Source organism: Mesorhizobium album (genome assembly GCF_033977205.1).
In the GTDB taxonomy this organism is placed as follows: domain Bacteria; phylum Pseudomonadota; class Alphaproteobacteria; order Rhizobiales; family Rhizobiaceae; genus Mesorhizobium; species Mesorhizobium album.
In genome coordinates, this window is sequence record NZ_JAVIIW010000006.1 from 52,332 (window position 1) to 70,502 (window position 18,171).

Genomic DNA, 18,171 nt, shown 5'->3' on the forward strand with positions numbered 1-18,171 from the left:
GCGATCCGTTCCTTCCTGTCAGAGAGCGTGTCGGCTGCATCGATAGCCATCGGCGCGGCTGTAGTCGCGGGGACAGCCAATGCCGCCTGTCCGATCCAGCTCGCGGTCTATGGCGAGGCGCAGAGCGGGGCCGAGATCGATTTCACCCGGACCGGCACTTCGGCGACGATCACCAACACCTTCCGCATGATCCTCGACAACAATACCGTGCTCGACGGCATCGCCATGTGGACTGAGGGCTCCGCCTCGCGCCCGCACGGCTCGCTGATGTACAAATGCCCGACCGGCGACGTCACCGGCGAGGAGCTTGCCGCCTGCACAGTCTGGGAAGGCGTGATCTACAGTGCCGATGAGAAGGGCAACATCGGACTGCTGCCGGCCGAGGGCGCCGATGCGCCGAAAAGCCTGATCTTTCCCGATCTCGGGCCGTCGCTCCAAATGTCGGCCGCTTACGGTCCCGCCGGCTTCTCCAAAGTGCCGTGGGACGTCTTTGCCCTGAAAGGCTGCCAGGAATGAGCGCGGACAAGAAGACGCTGCTGGTCACCGGCGGCAGCCGCGGCATCGGCGCCGCCATCTGCCGGCAGGCAAGCCAGGCCGGCTACCAGGTGGCGGTCAATTATGTCTCCAACCAGGCTGCGGCCGATGCGCTGGTCGCAGAACTCGAAGCCGCCGGCGGCGAGGCCTTCGCGGTCAAGGGCGACGTCGGTAGCGAGGCCGATGTGGTGGCGATGTTCGAGGCTGTGGACCGGGCCCTCGGCCGGCTCGACGCCTTCGTCAACAATGCAGGCATCGTCGACGTCAAGGCGCGTGTCGACGAAATGAGCGCGGCGCGGCTCGAGCGCATGATGCGCATCAACGTCGTCGGCTCCTTCCTCTGCGCCCGCGAGGCGGTGAAGCGCATGTCGACCCGGCATGGCGGCAAGGGCGGCGCCATCGTCAATATTTCTTCCGCAGCCTCCGGGCTGGGCTCGCCCGGCGAATATGTCGACTACGCCGCCTCCAAGGGCGCGATCGATACCTTAACCATCGGGCTGGCGCGCGAGGTGGTGCTGGAAAGCATCCGCGTCAACGCGGTCAGCCCCGGCATCACCGAGACCGAGATCCATGCCTCCGGCGGCCAGCCGGACCGTGTGGCGCGGATGCAGGATATGCTGCCGATGAAAAGGGCGGGCACGGCCGATGAGGTCGCAAGCGCGGTTCTCTATCTTCTGTCGGACACGGCCTCCTATATAACGGGCGCGATCCTCAATGTGAGCGGCGGCCGCTGAAGGCCGGATAAGAAGGACAGTCTCATGGCTTATGACGTCGTAATCATCGGATCGGGACCGGGCGGCTATGTCTGCGCCATCAAGGCGGCGCAGCTCGGCCTGAAGACGGCGGTGGTCGAGAAGAACGCCACCTTCGGCGGCACCTGCCTCAACATCGGCTGCATCCCGTCGAAGGCCCTGCTCCACGCCTCCGAGATGTTCGCCGAAGCCGGCCATACCTTCGATATGTTGGGGGTCGAGGTCGGCGCGCCGAAGCTCAATCTGAAGAAGATGCTGGCGCATAAGGATGCAACGGTGGCGTCGAACGTCAGTGGCGTCGCCTTCCTGTTCAAGAAGAACAAGATCGATTCCTTTCGCGGCACCGGCAAGGTGATCGGCGCCGGCAAGGTGTCGGTCATCGGCGAGGACGGCAAGGTCGAGGAGATCGAGACGAAGAACATCGTGATTGCCACCGGCTCCGACGTCGCCGGCATTCCGGGCGTCAAGGTCGATTTCGACGAGAAGGTGATCGTGTCGTCCACCGGCGCGCTGTCGCTGGCCAAGGTGCCCGGCCATCTCGTGGTGGTCGGCGGCGGCGTCATCGGGCTGGAGCTCGGCTCGGTCTGGGCGCGGCTCGGCGCCAAGGTCACGGTCGTCGAGTTCCTCGACACCATCCTCGGCGGCATGGACGGCGAGGTCTCAAAACAGTTCCAGCGGCTGCTTTCCAAGCAGGGTTTCGACTTCAAGTTAGGGGCCAAGGTCACCGGTGTCGCCACGTCGAAGAAGGGCGCCAGCATCACTTTCGAGCCGGTCAGGGGCGGTGCCGCGGAAACGATCGAGGCGGACGTGGTGCTGGTGGCCACCGGCCGGCGCCCCTATGCCGACAGTCTTGGGCTGAAGGAAGCGGGCGTCGAAGTCGACGAGCGCGGCCGGGTCAAGACCGACGGGCATTTGAGGACCAACGTGCCCGGCATCTATGCCATCGGCGATGTCATCGCCGGACCGATGCTGGCGCACAAGGCCGAGGACGAGGGCGTGGCGGTGGCCGAGACGATCGCCGGCCAGGCCGGCCATGTGAACTATGACGTGATCCCGAGCGTCGTCTATACCAGTCCGGAAATCGCCTCCGTCGGCAAGACCGAGGAGGAGCTGAAGAAGGCCGGCATCGACTACAAGGCCGGGAAATTCCCGTTCAGCGCCAATGGCCGCGCGCGCGCCATGCTGCACACCGACGGCTTCGTGAAGATCCTGGCCGACAAGGCAAGCGACCGCGTGCTCGGCGTCCATATCGTCGGCTTCGGCGCCGGCGAGATGATCCACGAGGCGGCGGTGCTGATGGAATTCGGCGGCTCATCGGAAGACCTCGCCCGTACCTGCCATGCGCATCCGACGATGTCGGAAGCGGTGAAGGAAGCGGCGCTGGCCACGTTCTTCAAGCCGATCCATATTTAGGCGATATTGGCCGAGCGCCCTCGGTCGAGGAACGCGGCAGGACAGGGGGTCGCTGTCCCGCCGACGTTTCAAAGTTCTCCACCGCCGCGACGCTGATGGGTCGCGGCATGGACCTCCGCTTCGCGTCGTTATGCCCAAGGCGATAAAGGCGTGGCGATGTCTCTGGCGCACAACAAAACGGCCCGCCTTTCAGCGGGCCGTTCATCGTTAGGCTGGGCCTGATTACTGAGCCGGAGCCGGGGACGGCGAGGGGGCCGGGGCAGGTGCCGGAGTTGGCGCAGGCGCGGGAGCCGGAGCAGGCGTTGCAGGTGCCGGCGCAGGAGCCGGAGTTGCCGGTGCGGGCGCCGGGGCCGGCGTGGTAGCGGCCGGCGGCTCGGCGGGCGCCGGGGCCTTTTCGCCGCCGGTTCTGCCAAAAACATAATACGCAACAATGGCCAGGATAATGACAACAAGGGCGATCAGCCACCCGCTGCCACCGCCGCCCCGCGAGGGAGGCGTGCTCGGAGGGGTGAAGGGGTCGTTAGGATTCGCCATGAATCGTGTCCTCCTTGGAATGAAAGGCTTCAATCAACAGCCATCAACGCGCAACCCTGAATTGGGTTTCACGCGGGCACGCGGAAAGCGCTGAAAAACCGGCATTTTCCGCTCCCCAGCCGCCAGACGACTCAGTTGACGGCGGTAACAATATACCCCGCCTTGCGGAAATCTTCGACCAGCCCGTCAGGACCGGGCAAATGGAGGGCGCCGACCGCCATGAAGGCATTACCCTTGGCCAGAATCGGCCCGGCATGCTCCACCATGACCTTGTTGCGGCTGGTGATCATGGTCTGCTCGAAGGCGGCATAGCCGGCCTTATCGTTTTCGGCATCGGGCAGCACGGTGCGGAACAGCGGCCAGAACATGCCGACCTCGCCGCGCTGGTAGAGCACGATCATGGTCTCGTTGACATCGTTCACCTTGTCGCCAAGCTTCAAGGTCTCCACCAGCCCTTTCATGTGGTAGGCGAGCGGCAGCGAGGCCATGGCGCGCAATTGGTCGGCGGCGGTTTCCAGTCCCTCGACATCCTTTCCGGACGCTTTGGCCTCGGAGGCGAGCTTGACATCCAGCACCGGCGCGCCGGCGGCCTGGCGCGCCACCTCGCAGGCCGGCAGCGCCACCATGGCCGACAGGATCCATGGCTTCATCTTGGCGACGGTGAGGGGCGGAATGCCGCGCGCGTCGAGCCCCTTGTTCAGCACCGCCGCGTCCTCGGGCGAGAGCAGCGATGACAGCGTGGTGTTGTCGGTGAACATCATCAGGCCGGGCTCGGCGGCCATGGCGGCCATCATCTTGGCCTTGTCGAGTGCGTCCGTCGTTTCGATGATGATGGTGTCGGCGCCGTCATAGGCTTTCCGGGCCGCGGCCGGCAGCGTGGTGACGCGCGCATCGGTGATGTGCATGGTGCCGAAGAGATAGGACGGCTTTTCGCCTGATTTCTCCAGCTTCCACAGCAGGCCTCTGCCGTTTGGGACCGCGGCCGCCTCGGTCTCGACCTTCTTGAAGGCGGCAGGATCGCTCTTCTCGAGGCTTGCCAGCAGATCGGTTCCGCCGCAGGCGGGAACCTCGGCATGCGCCCTGCCCGCCAAGAGCAGGACAAGGAGGAACGACAGGAAAAACAGCACGTTGAGCGCTGCAAGCAGCTTCAACGAGACAAGAGCCGCGCGGTCGGCGATGGCGATGACGCGTTTCATGAGAAAGCGTCTTAGCGATCAAAAGCGGCAAAACCGTTAATTGGGGGATGAAATTGTTTCCAGTGTGGTGGCAATTCGTTTGAGCTGTCGGATGGAATGTTTGACGATTGGCTGAAGCCCATCGTGTCGTCATCCTATGGCGGAGCAAGGAGCGAAGCGACGCGGCGCAGACCATAGGATCCATGCCATTACTTGTGAGCGATGCTACGGTGCAGAATTCTTCTCCGCTGCGCTCTTCGCGCGAGGTCACGGCATGGATACCAGGGTCTCCGCGACGGAGCTTCGCTCCTGCTTCGCCCTGGTATGACGAAGTCCGCAGGCTTCGCAGAACCCCAGATGCTTCACGCCCGCGGATGCGCCCGTTCGTAGATGTCGAGCAGCCTTGCGGTGTCGACGCCGGTATAGACTTGGGTTGTCGACAGGCTGGCGTGACCGAGCAGCTCCTGGATGGTGCGCAGGTCGCCGCCGCGACCGAGCAGATGCGTGGCGAAGGAATGACGCAAGGCGTGCGGCGTGGCAGTGTCCGGCAGGTTGAGCGCCGAGCGCAGCTTCGCCATCTCGCGCTGGACGATCGCCGGGTTGAGCGGGCCGCCGCGCGCACCGCGAAACAACAGGCCCTTGGGGTCTATGTGGAAGGGGCACAGCCGCCGGTATTCGGCAACCGCCCTCAGCGCCACCGGCAGCAACGGCACCAGCCGCGTCTTGCCGCCCTTGCCAGTGACGCGCAGCACGGTGTCGGCCTCCATGGCGAGATCGGCGCCGGCGAGGCCCAGCGCTTCCGAGATGCGCAGCCCGGAGCCGTAGAGCAGCGTCAGCACGGCGGCATTGCGGGCGGCGATCCAGGGTTCTTCCGCCAGCTGGCCTTCCACGGCCACGACCTGTTTTGCATCGCTCGCCGTCAGTGGCTTGGGCAGCGACTTCGGCTGGCGCGGCGCGCGAAGCGCTGCCGCGCCGGCGGCGTTGACTAGGCCGCGCTTTTCCAGAAAGCGCAGCAGCGAGCGGATGCCGGCAAGCCCGCGACCCAGCGTGCGTGCGCCGGCGCCGGCGTTGCGGCGTGCGGCGAGGAAGCCGCGCAGATCGGCCGGCCGCAGGTCGGCGATGTCGGAGATGCCCGGCGGGCCGCCGCAATGTCCGGTCAGGAAATGCAGGAACTGGCGCGTGTCGCGCTCATAGGCTTCGACCGTCTCCGGCGACAGCCGGCGCTCGCGCGCTAGCATCTTCAGCCAGGTCTCGCGCGCCGCTTGAAGGTCGGGCTTCGCCGGGATGAGAAATTCCTGCATGCCGGCATTTTCCGCTCGGCAGGTTAGGAAGCGGTGAAGAGCGCGTCATTGAAATGGCGGCCGGGGAGGGTTAGAGCAAGGCAAAGGAAAACGCTGCCGATGTCGAAGCTCGAGAACCCCGTTCAGATGGCCGTGATCGGCGCCGCGCACGGCATCAAGGGCGAATTGCGGGTGAAGACCTTCACCGGCGACCCGCTGGCGCTCGCCGATTACGGGCCGCTCCATACCAAGGACGGCCGCACCTTCCAGATCCTCGACATCAGGCCGGCCGGCACGGTCGTGGTCGTGCGCTTCAAGGGCGTCAACGACCGCAACGCCGCCGAGGCGCTTGCCGGCACCGAGCTGTTCGTCGATCGTTCGATGCTGCCGGATGACGGCGAGGAGGACGAGTTTTATCACGCCGACCTCATCGGCCTGGAGGTCAGGGACGATACCGGGGCCATCGGCCGGATTGTCGCCGTGCACAATTTCGGCGGCGGCGACATACTCGATGTCACGCTCGCCGGCCGCAAGGGCGTGCTGATCCCGTTCACCCAGGCCGCGGTGCCGCATGTGTCGATCGCCGACGGTTTCGTCCAGGTCGATCCGCTGGCGGCGGGGCTGGTCGATGAAGAGGAGGGCGAGGCTGCGGGCCATTCCGGCTTCGACCCGAAGGGACGGCCACGCGGACCGAAGGATGCCGGGGGCAACCGGTGAGCTTTGCCGCCTCGGTGCTGACGCTTTATCCCGAAATGTTTCCGGGCGCGCTCGGCCTGTCGCTCGCCGGCCGGGCGCTGGAGGCCGGCACATGGTCGCTGGAAGCGATCCAGATCCGCGATTTTGCCACCGACAAGCACCGCACGGTCGACGACACGCCGGCAGGCGGCGGCGCCGGCATGGTGATGCGCGCCGACGTGCTGGCCAAGGCCATCGATCACGCCTCGCCGCCGGGCGATCCGCGCCCTCGCCTGCTGATGAGCCCGCGCGGCCTGCCGCTGACGCAAGCCCGCGTGCGGGACCTCGCCGCCGGACCGGGCGCCGTCATCCTGTGCGGCCGCTTCGAAGGCGTCGACCAGCGGCTGATCGAGGCGCGCGGCCTGGAGGAAGTCTCGATCGGCGATTTCATTCTGTCGGGCGGGGAGCCGGCGGCGCTGGTGCTGCTCGACGCCGTGGTGCGGCTCCTGCCCGGCGTCATGGGCAATGCCGTCTCCGGCGAGGAAGAGAGTTTTGAGAATGGCCTGCTCGAACATCCGCATTACACGCGGCCGCAGGAGTTCGAGGGCCGGCAGATTCCAGAGGTGCTGACCTCCGGCAATCACAAGAAGATCGCCGAGTGGCGGCGCGCCCAGGCGGAGAAGCTGACCCGGGAACGGCGGCCGGATCTGCTCGCGACTCACCCCTTGTTGAAGTAGTAAAAGGCCAGGAACAGGCCGACGGCGACGACAAAGCTGCGCACCACCCCTTGCGGCACTCGCTTGGCGATCCACACGCCGGCATAGCCGCCAAGCGCGACGCCCGGGATCATGACCATCGCCTGTGGCCAGGCGACCACGCCTCCGGAAACGAAAACCAGGATGGCGACGATCGCGATCACGATGGACAGCATGTTCTTCAAGGCGTTCAGGCGATGATAGTCGCCGGACTGCGTCATCCCGAGGGTCGCCAGCATCATGACGCCCATTCCGGCGCCGAAGAAGCCGCCATAGACCGCGGTCGCGAACTGAGCGATCGAACCGGCGAGCGAGCCGACCGAGGCCTGGTGCTCCGGTCCCGCCGCCGGCTTCAGCCATGGCCCGGCGGCAAACAGGGCGGTGGCGGCAATAAGCAGCCAGGGCACAAGGGCGCGGAAGGATGGGTTGGAGAGCGCGAGCAGGATGAGCGAGCCTGCCAGGGCGCCGAGCGCTGAGATCAGGCAAAGCAGCAGGGCGCCGCGCCAGAAATGCCGGATATCGGTCCAATAGGCGAGCGTCGAGGTGATGTAGCCCGGCAGCTGCGTCACCGAGGAGGTGGCGTTGGCGACGATCGGCGGCAGACCGACCAGCGTCATGGCGCCGAAGGTGAGGAAGGTGCCGCCGCCGGCAACCGCGTTAGCGGCGCCCGAGGCAAAACCCGCGAGGAAGAGCAGGACGGCATCGAAGAACGTCATTGAGGGAAGGCCCGGGACAGATACTTTTCCCGGCTTAGAAAGCTTGCGGGGCTCGCGCAACCCGGCACGGCGGTAATTGGATGGTACCATAGGCGCAAAAAATACACCTCAAAGGCGTGACAAAACGCCGAAATAGCTGTATGTGGCCGCCCGAACCGGAAGAACGGTCTTCTGGACCCGTCAACAATGGCGGTGTAGCCGTCCCTGTCCGATGCTTAACGCAAAGGGCATAGCCGAGCGGTCAATGGAACTGCAAGGCGAGTCGAGGACGCTCTGGCTGTCGGAAGAACAAGAAGTGGATATTTGAGATGGACCTCATCCGTCAGCTCGAGGCCGAGCAGGCCGCCAAGATCGAAGCCAAGCGCAAGCTGCCCGAATTTCAGCCCGGCGACACCGTGCGCGTCCAGGTGCGTGTCACCGAAGGCAGCCGCACCCGCGTCCAGGCCTATGAGGGCGTCGTCATCGCCCGCTCCGGATCCGGCTTCCAGGAGAATTTCACCGTCCGCAAGATTTCCTACGGCGAAGGCGTCGAGCGCGTCTTCCCGGTCTACTCGCCGATGGTCGAGGGCGTCGAGATCGTCCGCCGCGGCAAGGTGCGCCGCGCCAAGCTCTATTACCTGCGCGACCGTCGCGGCAAGTCGGCCCGCATTTCGGAAAACACCGGCGTGCGCGCCCGCAAGCTGAACGACGAGGAGCGTGATGCGCTCAACGCCGAGCGCGCCCGCATCGAGGCCGAGAAGGTCGCCGCCGCCGAGGCGCTGGCCGTCGAGAAGGCCGCACAGGACGCCGCCGAGAAAAAGGCCGCCGAGTCCGCGTCGGCCGAATAAGGCTCCCGAACCGGTCCTTCGGGACAGACTGTTTTGGAAAGGCGGCTTCGGCCGCCTTTTTCATTTGGCGACACCCCACCGTCAGCGCGACACGCTTTCAGTTCCTGCTGTTGAGGTGCCGCACCCGCCGCAGCGCCGGGAACAGGTAAGCCCAGAGCCCCGCGACCGCGACGGCGCCGATGCCGCCGACAACCACCGCAGGCACGGTGCCGATCAGCGCCGCCATGGTGCCGGCGCGGAACTCGCCGACCTCGTTGGAGGCGCCGACGAAGACCTGGTTGACGGCGTTGACGCGGCCGCGCACCTCGTCCGGCGTCCAGAGCTGGATCAGCGTCTCGCGGATATAGACGCTGAACATGTCAGTGGCGCCGAGCAAGGCAAGCGCCGCGATCGACAGCCAGGTGATGGTCGAGACGCCGAACAGCACCGTGAAGGCGCCGAAAGACGCAGCGGCGCCGAGCATGATCACGCCGGCATGGTCGCGGAGCGGGTGACCTGCGAGCCATACCGCAACGCAGATGGCGCCGATGGACGGCGCGGAGCGCAGCAGGCCGAGGCCCCAGGGGCCAAGCTCCAGGATGTCGCGCGCATAGACCGGCAGCAGCGCCGAGGCGCCCGACAGAAGCACGGCAAAGAGGTCGAGCGAGATCGCGCCGAGCACGATCTTCTCGCTCCAGATATAGCCGAAGCCGGCAAACAAGGTCTGCATCGTCGGCTTGTCGGTTGCCGTCTGCTGAGCGGGCTTGGGAATGGTGAAGACGAGCAGCGCGGCGATAAGCATCAGGATCGCCGCCGTGGCATAGGCGATCTCCGCCGAAAGGCCGTAGAGCAGGCCGCCGGCGAGCGGGCCGACGATGGTCGCCGTCTGCCAGGCGGAGGAATTCCAGGCAATCGCGTTGGCGAAATCCTCCTGCGGCACCAGGTTGGCGAACAGCGAGGACGATGCCGGCCCGTAGAAGGCACGCGCTATGCCGAACAGGACAAGCACGGCGAAGATCGGCAGCGGGCTGGTCAGGCCGCGCAAGGTCAGCAGCAGGAGAGCGAGCGCGCAGCCGCCCTCGACCAGTGACGCCAAGGTCATGATCAGACGGCGGCCGAAGCGGTCGGCGACGACGCCGGTGACCAGCACCAGGAGCAGCGACGGCAGGAACTGGACGATGCCGACGATGCCGAGATCGAAAGGATCGCGCGTCAGGTCGTAGATCTGCCAGCCGACCGCGACGGACACGATCATGGTCGCGAAGGTGGTGAGGAAACGCGCCGTCCAGTAGCTCAGGAACGGCCGGTGGCGGAAAGCGGCGTAGCGCTGTTCAGGTGAAGTTGCTTCGGCGGTCATGGTCCAAGGGCCCCGTTTTGGCGTTGGCCGGCGGGGCACTTCCACGGCGGGCGCTGGTCCGGCCAGAACCCCTTTAGCCCAGTTCGTCCTGCCGCGCGCGCAGAAAATCGGCGCTGGATGACAGAAATCCGGAATTATCGTTCGCGATGGAAGAAGTTTAGCCCCTCAACGCCGCGGAGATCGCTTCCAGCCCTCCGCGCAGCTCCGCTTCCTTCGGCCAGCCGAAGCCGACGCGGAAGAAACGCTTCGGCATCTCGAACCAGTGGCCGGGGCCGACATACGTGCCATGCTCTTCCAGAAGCCTGGTGTAGAACCGGTCGAGGTCGAAGCCGGCATCGACATTCAGCCTCGGAAAGCCGACCACGCCGCCTTGCGGCCGCACCCAGTCGACCAGCGGCTCGCCGTCGATCCAAGCCTGGACGATGTCGCGCCGTCTCGCCATGTCCGGCAGCAGCGACTTGAGGAAGGCGTCGCGGCGCTCGAGCATGGCGCGCGCGATCGCCTCGTCGATGACGCTGCCGCAGATGCCGATCTGCTCCTTGGCGGCGAGGAAGGTTTCCTGCAGCTCCCTGTCCCGGGTGACCAGCCAGCCGATGCGGATGCCTGGAATGCCGAAGGCCTTGGACAGCGAGGAGACGCTGATGGCGGCCGGGCTGAGCGACGCCGCCGAAGGCAGCCGCTCGCCATAGGAGAGGTCGCGATAGGTCTCGTCGACCAGCAGCCGGCAGCGGCGGCGCTCAGCGAGCGCAATCAGCGCGTCGAGATCGCTGCGCGTCATCATCATGCCGGTCGGGTTGTGCGGGCAGGTGACGCTGATCAGCCTGGTGTTCGGCCGCGCGGCCGCGGCGATGCGTTCGACATCGACCGCGAAGCTCTCGTCGAAGTCGAGATCGACATAGCTGATGGCGCAGCCGATCGTCCTCGGCGTCTCGATGTTGGTGGCGTAGTTCGGCCGCACGACGACCAGATGATCGTTGGCCGAGAGCAGCGAGGTGGCGATGATGAACAGCGCGCCGGCGGCACCCGCGGTCACCAGCACGTCGTCAGGCGAGAGGCCTTCGTCTTGTGCTGCGATCAACGCGCGCAATTCCTTTTCGCCGCGATGCTCGCCATAGAACAAGGTGAGGTCGGGCAGCGTAAGACCGATGTCGGAGAGTTTCTGGTCGGCGATCGAGCTTTCGGAGAGGTTGTAGCGGATGCGGTCGTAGCCGTATTCTTCCGGCGCCTCTTTCTCGATCACCATCCTGGCGTAGTTCATGGCCGTGCTCTCCCAATCAGGTGTATCCAAGCCATAAAAGCAGGAAGCCTGCCAAGGCGGATTCGCCGGCAGGCTTCGCAAACCGTTGGTGCAGACAGGGGCGTCTCAGGCCGGCGCCTTGGCCTTCCGCCCCCTGGCGGGCTTCACTGGCGCGGCTTCCGCCTTGCGGCCGAGACCGATCGACTTGGCGAGCTCGGAGCGCGAGGCGGCATAATTGGGGGCGACCATCGGATAGTCCACGGGCAGGCCCCATTTGGCGCGGTAGGCTTCCGGGGTCAGCCCGAAATGCACGCCGATATGGCGCTTTAGCGATTTGAACTTCTTCCCGTCCTCGAGGCAGATGATGTAGTCCGGCGTCACCGAACGCCGAGGATTGACGGCAGGCGTGAGCGGGGATGCCGGCGGCGCCGGCGGCCGGTTGAGCCCGCCGATCGAGGAGGCCACGCTGGCGATGAGCTCGCCCAGGCCCGAAGCGGGCAGCCGGTTCTTCGCCACATAAGCCGACACGATGTGAGCGGTAAGCTCCAGCAGGTCGGCTTCCTTGGCTGTGTTGGTGTCCTCGTCCACGTCATTCCTCCTCTATGCCGCATGGCCGCGAAAATCGGGATTGTAATAGAGCGCTGCCGCGTCCTTCGCGCTCGGGATGATGCGCGGTGCCGCAGGCCGGCGAATTCCTAGTCGGCAAATCTGGCCAGCGCAACGATCAGTCGCGCGGTTACACGTTATTTTGAACAACTATACTGAAATGTAACAATATCAGACGATCAGCGCCTTGTCGCGCCACAGTCGAAATCCGCCTTCGAAGGCGCGAGTGTTGTCCCCTCGTCTGGATTTTTCAGGCAATTCATCGAGCTTGTCGACATTGCCGCCGCCGATAACCACATAGTCCGGCTGCAAGGCGGCGCGAAGCCTGTTTACGACATCGAAAACGTATTTGCGCCATTTTTTCTTGCCGTGCTTTGCTAGGCCGCGCTCGCCGACATAATCCTCGAAGCTGAAGCCTTTCTTGTAGGGAAGGTGGGCAAGCTCCAGCGGCTGCCCGACATTGTCGAGGATCATCGCGGCACCCAAACCCGTGCCCAGGCCGAGGAAGAGCATGCGGCCGCCCTCATAGCTGCCGATCGCCTGCAGCAGCGCGTCGTTGACGACCTTGACCGGCTTGCCGAAGGCGGCGGCGAAATCGTAGCCGTTCCAGCCCTTGCCGAGATTGAAGGGATCAAGCGAAGGCTTGTTGTCCCTGACCGGGCCCGGATAGCCCATCGAAATGACATCGTAGTTCAGGCCCTCCGCCAGCTTCTTTACCGAGGCGACCATCTGCTCAGGTGTCAGGTCCGGACCGGACTCGGCCCGGCGCACCTCGCCGCCGGCGCTGGTGAGGATCTTCACGCGAGAGCCGCCGACGTCGATGGCGAGCACGATCTGCTCACCCTTCGCCGCAGCCGGCTTTGCCGCTTTCGCCATCCCGTTGCCTCCAGATTATTTCGTCGGGTTGATCCAGCCATTGGGCGGGCCGAAGCCCTCCATGGCCTCGACAGGTCCCCAGGTTTTCGGCGCATAGATCTGCGGCGAGGCGGTGTCGCCAAGCACCGGGCCGACAATGCGCCAGGCAAGCTCGGCCGCATCCTGCCGGGTGAAGAGCTGGCCGTTGCCGTTCATGGCGTCGCCGATCAGCCGCTCATAGGGCGGCATATCGCCCTTCGTGTCGTCGAGCGCCGTCAGTTCCACCTGCTCGCCGATCATGTCGTCGCCAGGCACCTTGCGCTGCGCGCCGATCGAGATCGCCACCTGCGGATCGATGCGGAAACGAACATAGTTGGCGTCGTCCGGCTTGATCGGGTCGAAGACGTCGAGCGGCGGCCGCTTCAGCCGCACGATCACTTCGGTGGCGTGCACCGGCATGTTCTTGCCGGCGCGGATGAAGAAGGGCACGTCCTGCCAGCGCCAGGTGTCGACGAAGAAACGCACCGCGGCGAAGGTCTCGACCGGGGAGTTCGGCCGCACGCCCGGTTCCGCCAGATAGCCGTCGAACTGCCCGCGCACGACATCGTCCTTGGTCAGGGTCCGGATGGCGCGAAGCACCTGCACTTTCTCGTCGATCAGGTCGTCGGCCGAGCGGCCGACCGGCGGCTCCATGGCGAGCAGCAAAAGGATGTTGAGCAGATGATTCTCGATGACGTCGCGGATGCAGCCGACGTCGTCGTAGAAGCGGCCGCGTCCTTCGACGCCGAAATCCTCGGCCATGGTGATCTGCACGCTCTCGACGAAATTGCGGTTCCAGATCGGCTCGAGGAAGGAGTTGGCGAAGCGGAAATAGAGCAGGTTCTGGATCGCTTCCTTGCCGAGGTAATGGTCGATGCGGAAGATCGAGCGTTCATCGAACACCAGATGCAGCACCCGGTTCAGCCAGCGCGCCGACTGCAGGTCGTGGCCGAAGGGTTTTTCCACCATCAGCCGCGCGCCGCGCGCGGTGCCGGAGTGCTCCAGACCCTGCACGACGATCTCGAACATCGTGGGCGGCACGGCCATGTAATGCAGCGGCCGCTGCGCCGAGCCGAGCGCCGTCTTCAGCTTCTCGAATGTGGCCGGGTCGCGATAGTCGCCGCTGACATAGCGCAGCAGCGAGGCGAGCTTGGCGAACACCTTGTCGTCGACGGCGCCCAGCGCATTGACGACGCCGTCACGGGCGCGGTCCACCAGCATGCCGATGTCCCAGGGCTCGAAGGCGACGCCGATCACCGGCTCGGTCAGCGTCCCCTTGGCGACCATGTGGTAGAGCGCCGGGAAGATCTTCTTGTGGGCCAGGTCGCCGGTCGCCCCGAAAAGCACCAGCGTGTCGGACCTCTCCTGGTTCATCCTGTCTCTCCCGCTCTCACGCCTTCGGTTTCTCGATATGGCCGCCGAAGGCATAGCGCATGGCGGACAAAAGCTTGTCGGCGAATGCAGATTCGCCTTGCGAGGAGAAGCGGTCGAACAGCGCCGAGGAGAGCACCGGCGCCGGAACGCCGGTGTCGATCGCCGCCTTCAGCGTCCAGCGGCCTTCGCCGGAATCGGAGACGCGGCCGCCGAACTGGGCGAGTGCGGGGTCGTTCTTCAGAGCGCCGGCGGTGAGGTCGAGCAGCCAGGAGCCGATGACGCTGCCGTGCCGCCAGACCTCGGTCACCTGGGCGAGGTCGATGTCGAACTGGTAGTATTGCGGGTTTTCCAGCGGGCTGGTCTCGGCGTCCGCCATCCGGTCGCGTTTGCCGGCATTGGCCGATTTCAGGATGTTGATGCCTTCGGCATAGGCGGCCATGACGCCGTATTCGATGCCGTTGTGCACCATCTTGACGAAATGGCCGGCGCCGCTCGGCCCGCAATGCAGATAGCCGTAAGGTGCGGTTCCGGCATCCTTGGGCGGATTGCTGCCCGGATCGGCGCCGGGCGCCAGGGAGGCAAAGACCGGATCGAGGATCTGGACGGCCTCATCAGGCCCGCCGATCATCAGGCAGTAGCCGCGCTCCAGCCCCCACACGCCGCCGCTGGTTCCGACATCGACAAAGCTGATACCCTTGGTCGCCAGCTTCGCCGCCTGGTCGACGGCGTCGTGATAGTAGGAATTGCCGCCGTCGATGATGATGTCGCCCGGCTCCATCAGCGCCGCCACCTGGTCGACGATCCTGCCGGTGATCGCGGCCGGCAGCATCAGCCAGGCGCAGCGCGGCTTGGCAAGCTTGAGGACGAACTCCTCCAGCGAGGCGGCGCCGATGGCGCCATCCTTGACCATGCCGGCGACGCTTGCGGAGTTGATGTCGTAGACGACGCATTCATGGCCGTCGCGCATCAGGCGCCGCACCATGTTGGCGCCCATCCTGCCCAGTCCCATCATTCCGATCTGCATGGTGTGATCCTAACAGCTGGAGGAAAGAAAATCTTACGCGCCATTCACAGGATCGACGCCGACGGTGAAGTCGACATTCTCCCAACGGCTGGCTTCAGGCCAGAAAAAAGTGCAGCCGATCGTCGATCCCGGCCGCAGGTCGGATAATAGATCTCGTTCAGAATGGCGTGACTGATGGTGAACCAGAGCGGGCTTTTCGCCGAAAGCGCAGTGCCGACGCCGCTCTTGGCGCTTGACGTCCAGCGCGCCGGAATCCCCGGAGCGCCATGAGCAACAGTGGACGTCGTTGCCATCGATCGGCCTCCTGCCCTCGTTCCTAGACCAGGTACCGGCGGCTTTTCAATCGCCGCACCCGAAGTTGATTGCCCTGACGCTACGCGAGCCATCGTTGACAGCGGCACCGTCAAGCGCTCACTACTATTTCACGAGCAGGGAGGACTGCTGGAAAACGGAACTTGGAGCCGCGCGTACAGCGGGTGCTGCGCACCTTTCCGCGCATCCGTCAGGCGGCAAGGGAGGAGACATGTCGGAGGTATCTCCCCAGCTGATCGACCGGCTGCTCGCGATCTCGCGGGCGCTCGCCGGGCATATCGATCCGGGCTCGGCATTCCGGGCGACGGCGATCGAGATCGGCACGCTCATCCCGCACGACCATATCGATCTGGCGGTGCTTTCGCTCGATGGGCGCATGCATGCCTGCTACGAGGCCGGCTTCCACACCAGCTGGAGCGATCTGGCGCAGCATCCGGTCGAGGGCAGTCCGATCCGGCGCGTGCTGCGGGGCGAGACGCCTTATCTGTTGTCCGGCAACGCGCTTGTCGACGACCGCTTTCACTTCGAGGGAGCGTTCGACGGGCCGATCTTCGCCGCCAAGCTGCGCAGCCGCATCATCGTGCCGCTGAGAGCGCGCGGCAGCGTCATCGGCGCGCTCAACATCAGCCGGCACGAGGCCGGCTGCTTCACGCAGGCGGATGTCGAGATCGCCCAGCAATGCGCCGACCTCATTGCGCCCTATATTTTCGCGCTGATCCAGACCGAGGAGGCGCGCCGCGCCATGCTGGCCGAAAGCGAGGCGCGCAACCGGGCGGAGCTGCTGAGGGTCGGTGCCTCGCAACTGACCGAAGGCATGGAGCGCGAGCGCCGCCGCATGGCGATGGACCTGCACGACCAGACTCTCGCCGACCTCGCCCGCATCGCGCGCCAGGTCTCGGCCTTCCGCAGCCGGGGCGTGGCGCGAACGGCCCAGCTTGCCGATCTCGAGCAGGAGGTGGCGGGCTGCCTGGCGGAGCTGCGCCACATCGTCGACGACATGCGGCCGAGCGTCCTGGAGCTGTTCGGCCTGCGCGACGCGGTCGAGGCGCATCTCAACCGCAGCGTCGCGAGAGCCAAGCCGCCGATCGCGGTACGCATCGCCGATACCAGCGACGGCAGCGCCGACAGCCTGTCGGAAACGCTGCGCACTGCGCTCTACCGGATCGTCCAGGAAGCCATCAACAATGCGGTGCGCCATGCCGGGCCGAGCCGCATCGAGGTCCAGTTGGCTTCCACGCCAAGCACATTCAGCGTGACCGTCACCGATGACGGCCACGGCTGCGGCGCGGTCGACCCCGCCGCTCAAGGGGGCATCGGCCATATGCATACGCGGGCAGCCCTTGTCGGGGCGCGGCTGCGTTTCGAGCCGGCGAGCCGCAAGGGCGGCACCCGGGTCGTCGTCGAGATCGACCGCGAGCCCCTGGGAGACAAGGCCTCGACGCGCAGTGTCACGGCCGAAGGCCGGCCGGTGGCGGAGGTGGTGTGATGCTGGTCATGATCGCGGAAAATGACGGCCTGCACCGCACCTTCGCGCGGCGCACCGTCGAGCAATTGTGGCCGGGTGACGTGGAGGTGATCGAGGCCGGCGACGGCGAGGACGCCATCAACCTTGCGACCGAGCGGGAGCCGCCGCATGTCGTGCTCGACCTGCAGCTGCCCAAGGCGACCGGCATCGAGGTGGCCCGCGCCATCTGGAGCCGGCGCGCCGGCACGCATATCCTGTTCTGGTCGAACTTCGCCGACGAAGCCTATGTGCGAGGCGTGGCGCGCATCGTGCCGCCGGGATCGGTCTATGGCTATGTGCTGAAATCGGCGACGGAAGAAGGCATGCGCTCGGCGCTGCGCGGCGTGTTCCGCGAGGGGCACTGCATCATCGACCGAGAGATCCGCGGCATCCAGCATCGGGTCCAGGACCGGTTCGAGGGCATCACCGACGGCGAGTATGAAAGCCTGATCGACATCGCGCTCGGCCTCACCGACCGGGCGATCGCGGCGCGGCGCGGCCTGTCGATCCGCGGCGCGCAGAGCCGCATCAAGCATGTCTACGACAAGCTCGGCATCGTGCCGCCGGAGGAGGGCGCCGGCGAAGCGTCGGTCTTCAATTCGCGCACCCGCGCGATCTATCTCGCCATGGCGCGCGGCCTGATCAACATCGACGCGCTGCGGCGCGAGCAGGAACAGCTCGACGCCTGGCTCGCGCAGGCCGCGCCGTTGCAGCAGCAGTAAGTCCCGCAATGGGCGAACAGGCTCAGCTAGGATTCTGATTGCTCTTGGCCCTCAGAGCGATCGGCTCGGTTTCGATCAGCCGAAGCGACCTGACCATATCAGCCGTCTGCGCCTTGTACTTGAGAAAGTGCGGCGCGGTCAGGTGGGCTTGGTAGGCGGACTGATCGGCGTAGCATTCGATCACGCGCACCATTTCGGCCGCACCCTTTATCGAGACCGCGTGGAGGAACAACACGCCGGGCTCGCTCTGCACGGAGGCCTCGATCTCTTCGGCAAGCAAGGTCCTGAAGCTATCGACCTGGGAGGCGTCGATCTCCAGTTCCGCAATTCGCACGATCGGCCCCCCGCGTCGCTCTGCCATCTCTCGTTCTCCCGCTGCAGCAGTGTTGCCGGCACCGACTGTGCAAAACCACAGTCGGTGCTGCGCTTAGGCCGCTATCGCCCGATTTCCATCCCGACTACGCTTTTGTCTGACAAGAACAAGAAGACAAGAATCCCGGG

The 18,171-nt window shown here is 65.5% G+C and carries 18 protein-coding genes and 1 pseudogene; 8 read left to right on the forward strand and 11 right to left on the reverse strand.

Features of this window, described 5'->3' with window-relative positions:
• Positions 1-15: 15 nt before the first annotated feature.
• The 3 genes from RFN28_RS07060 to lpdA are packed head-to-tail and all read left to right on the forward strand — an operon-like array spanning position 16 to position 2,699.
• Complete coding sequence (locus tag RFN28_RS07060; protein ID WP_430677486.1) at positions 16-516, forward strand: hypothetical protein; 501 nt, start codon at positions 16-18, stop codon at positions 514-516.
• Positions 513-1,268: an SDR family oxidoreductase gene (locus RFN28_RS07065; protein ID WP_320286651.1), complete on the forward strand. Its 756-nt coding sequence runs from the start codon at positions 513-515 to the stop codon at positions 1,266-1,268. Before RFN28_RS07060 ends, RFN28_RS07065 begins: the two co-directional genes overlap by 4 nt.
• Positions 1,269-1,292: 24 nt before the next feature.
• Complete coding sequence (gene lpdA, locus RFN28_RS07070) at positions 1,293-2,699, forward strand: dihydrolipoyl dehydrogenase (RefSeq protein WP_320286652.1); 1,407 nt, start codon at positions 1,293-1,295, stop codon at positions 2,697-2,699.
• A 665-nt stretch (positions 2,700-3,364) separates the two neighbouring features.
• On the opposite strand, the gene RFN28_RS07075 is transcribed toward lpdA, so the two are convergent.
• Together RFN28_RS07075 and RFN28_RS07080 are read right to left on the reverse strand one after the other, a co-directional pair.
• Complete coding sequence (locus RFN28_RS07075; RefSeq protein WP_320286653.1) at positions 3,365-4,429, reverse strand: TraB/GumN family protein; 1,065 nt, start codon at positions 4,427-4,429, stop codon at positions 3,365-3,367.
• 341 nt (positions 4,430-4,770) lie between these two features.
• Positions 4,771-5,709 carry a tyrosine recombinase XerC gene (locus RFN28_RS07080; protein WP_320286654.1) on the reverse strand — a complete coding sequence of 313 codons (939 nt, stop codon included), beginning with the start codon at positions 5,707-5,709 and terminating at the stop codon, positions 4,771-4,773.
• A gap of 99 nt (positions 5,710-5,808) precedes the next feature.
• On the opposite strand from RFN28_RS07080, the gene rimM reads away from it, so the two are divergent.
• Both rimM and trmD read left to right on the forward strand, forming a co-directional pair.
• A complete protein-coding gene (rimM, locus tag RFN28_RS07085; protein ID WP_320286655.1) occupies positions 5,809-6,405 on the forward strand; it encodes a ribosome maturation factor RimM in 597 nt (198 codons plus the stop codon).
• A complete protein-coding gene (trmD, locus tag RFN28_RS07090) occupies positions 6,402-7,100 on the forward strand; it encodes a tRNA (guanosine(37)-N1)-methyltransferase TrmD (protein WP_320286656.1) in 699 nt (232 codons plus the stop codon). The genes rimM and trmD overlap by 4 nt, the downstream gene beginning before the upstream one ends.
• Here trmD and RFN28_RS07095 read toward each other — a convergent pair.
• Positions 7,082-7,834 (reverse strand): sulfite exporter TauE/SafE family protein, encoded by a 753-nt coding sequence (locus RFN28_RS07095; RefSeq protein ID WP_320286657.1) that lies wholly within the window; start codon positions 7,832-7,834, stop codon positions 7,082-7,084. The genes trmD and RFN28_RS07095 overlap by 19 nt on opposite strands.
• 308 nt (positions 7,835-8,142) lie before the next feature.
• On the opposite strand from RFN28_RS07095, the gene rplS reads away from it, so the two are divergent.
• On the forward strand, positions 8,143-8,661 hold the full coding sequence (rplS, locus tag RFN28_RS07100) for a 50S ribosomal protein L19 (protein WP_278077800.1): 519 nt from the start codon (positions 8,143-8,145) through the stop codon (positions 8,659-8,661).
• Between the two features lie 97 nt (positions 8,662-8,758).
• On the opposite strand, the gene RFN28_RS07105 is transcribed toward rplS, so the two are convergent.
• The 7 genes and pseudogenes from RFN28_RS07105 to RFN28_RS07135 all read right to left on the reverse strand — a co-directional run.
• Positions 8,759-9,997: an MFS transporter gene (locus tag RFN28_RS07105; RefSeq protein WP_320286658.1), complete on the reverse strand. Its 1,239-nt coding sequence runs from the start codon at positions 9,995-9,997 to the stop codon at positions 8,759-8,761.
• A gap of 157 nt (positions 9,998-10,154) precedes the next feature.
• Positions 10,155-11,255 carry a pyridoxal phosphate-dependent aminotransferase gene (locus tag RFN28_RS07110; protein ID WP_320286659.1) on the reverse strand — a complete coding sequence of 367 codons (1,101 nt, stop codon included), beginning with the start codon at positions 11,253-11,255 and terminating at the stop codon, positions 10,155-10,157.
• A 105-nt stretch (positions 11,256-11,360) separates the two neighbouring features.
• Entirely contained in the window at positions 11,361-11,822 is a 462-nt protein-coding gene (locus RFN28_RS07115; protein WP_320286660.1) for a Ros/MucR family transcriptional regulator, read from the reverse strand.
• A 189-nt stretch (positions 11,823-12,011) separates the two neighbouring features.
• The gene (locus RFN28_RS07120; protein ID WP_320286661.1) at positions 12,012-12,716 is read right to left on the reverse strand and encodes an ROK family protein; all 705 of its coding nucleotides are present in this window, start codon (positions 12,714-12,716) and stop codon (positions 12,012-12,014) included.
• A gap of 15 nt (positions 12,717-12,731) precedes the next feature.
• Positions 12,732-14,108, reverse strand: a complete 1,377-nt coding sequence (zwf, locus tag RFN28_RS07125; protein ID WP_320286662.1) for a glucose-6-phosphate dehydrogenase — start codon at positions 14,106-14,108, stop codon at positions 12,732-12,734.
• Positions 14,109-14,124: 16 nt separating this feature from the next.
• Positions 14,125-15,132 carry a phosphogluconate dehydrogenase (NAD(+)-dependent, decarboxylating) gene (gene gnd / locus RFN28_RS07130; protein WP_320286663.1) on the reverse strand — a complete coding sequence of 336 codons (1,008 nt, stop codon included), beginning with the start codon at positions 15,130-15,132 and terminating at the stop codon, positions 14,125-14,127.
• Positions 15,133-15,257: 125 nt separating this feature from the next.
• Positions 15,258-15,425: pseudogene (locus RFN28_RS07135) on the reverse strand (hypothetical protein); the annotation flags it as partial.
• 230 nt (positions 15,426-15,655) lie between these two features.
• Here RFN28_RS07135 and RFN28_RS07140 point away from each other — a divergent pair.
• Positions 15,656-16,930: a GAF domain-containing sensor histidine kinase gene (locus RFN28_RS07140; RefSeq protein ID WP_320286664.1), complete on the forward strand. Its 1,275-nt coding sequence runs from the start codon at positions 15,656-15,658 to the stop codon at positions 16,928-16,930.
• A complete protein-coding gene (locus RFN28_RS07145) occupies positions 16,930-17,670 on the forward strand; it encodes a response regulator transcription factor (RefSeq protein WP_320286665.1) in 741 nt (246 codons plus the stop codon). Before RFN28_RS07140 ends, RFN28_RS07145 begins: the two co-directional genes overlap by 1 nt.
• A gap of 22 nt (positions 17,671-17,692) precedes the next feature.
• Here RFN28_RS07145 and RFN28_RS07150 read toward each other — a convergent pair whose 3' ends face one another.
• Positions 17,693-18,031, reverse strand: coding sequence for a putative quinol monooxygenase (locus RFN28_RS07150; RefSeq protein ID WP_320286666.1), 339 nt, complete (start codon positions 18,029-18,031; stop codon positions 17,693-17,695).
• Positions 18,032-18,171: the final 140 nt, after the last annotated feature.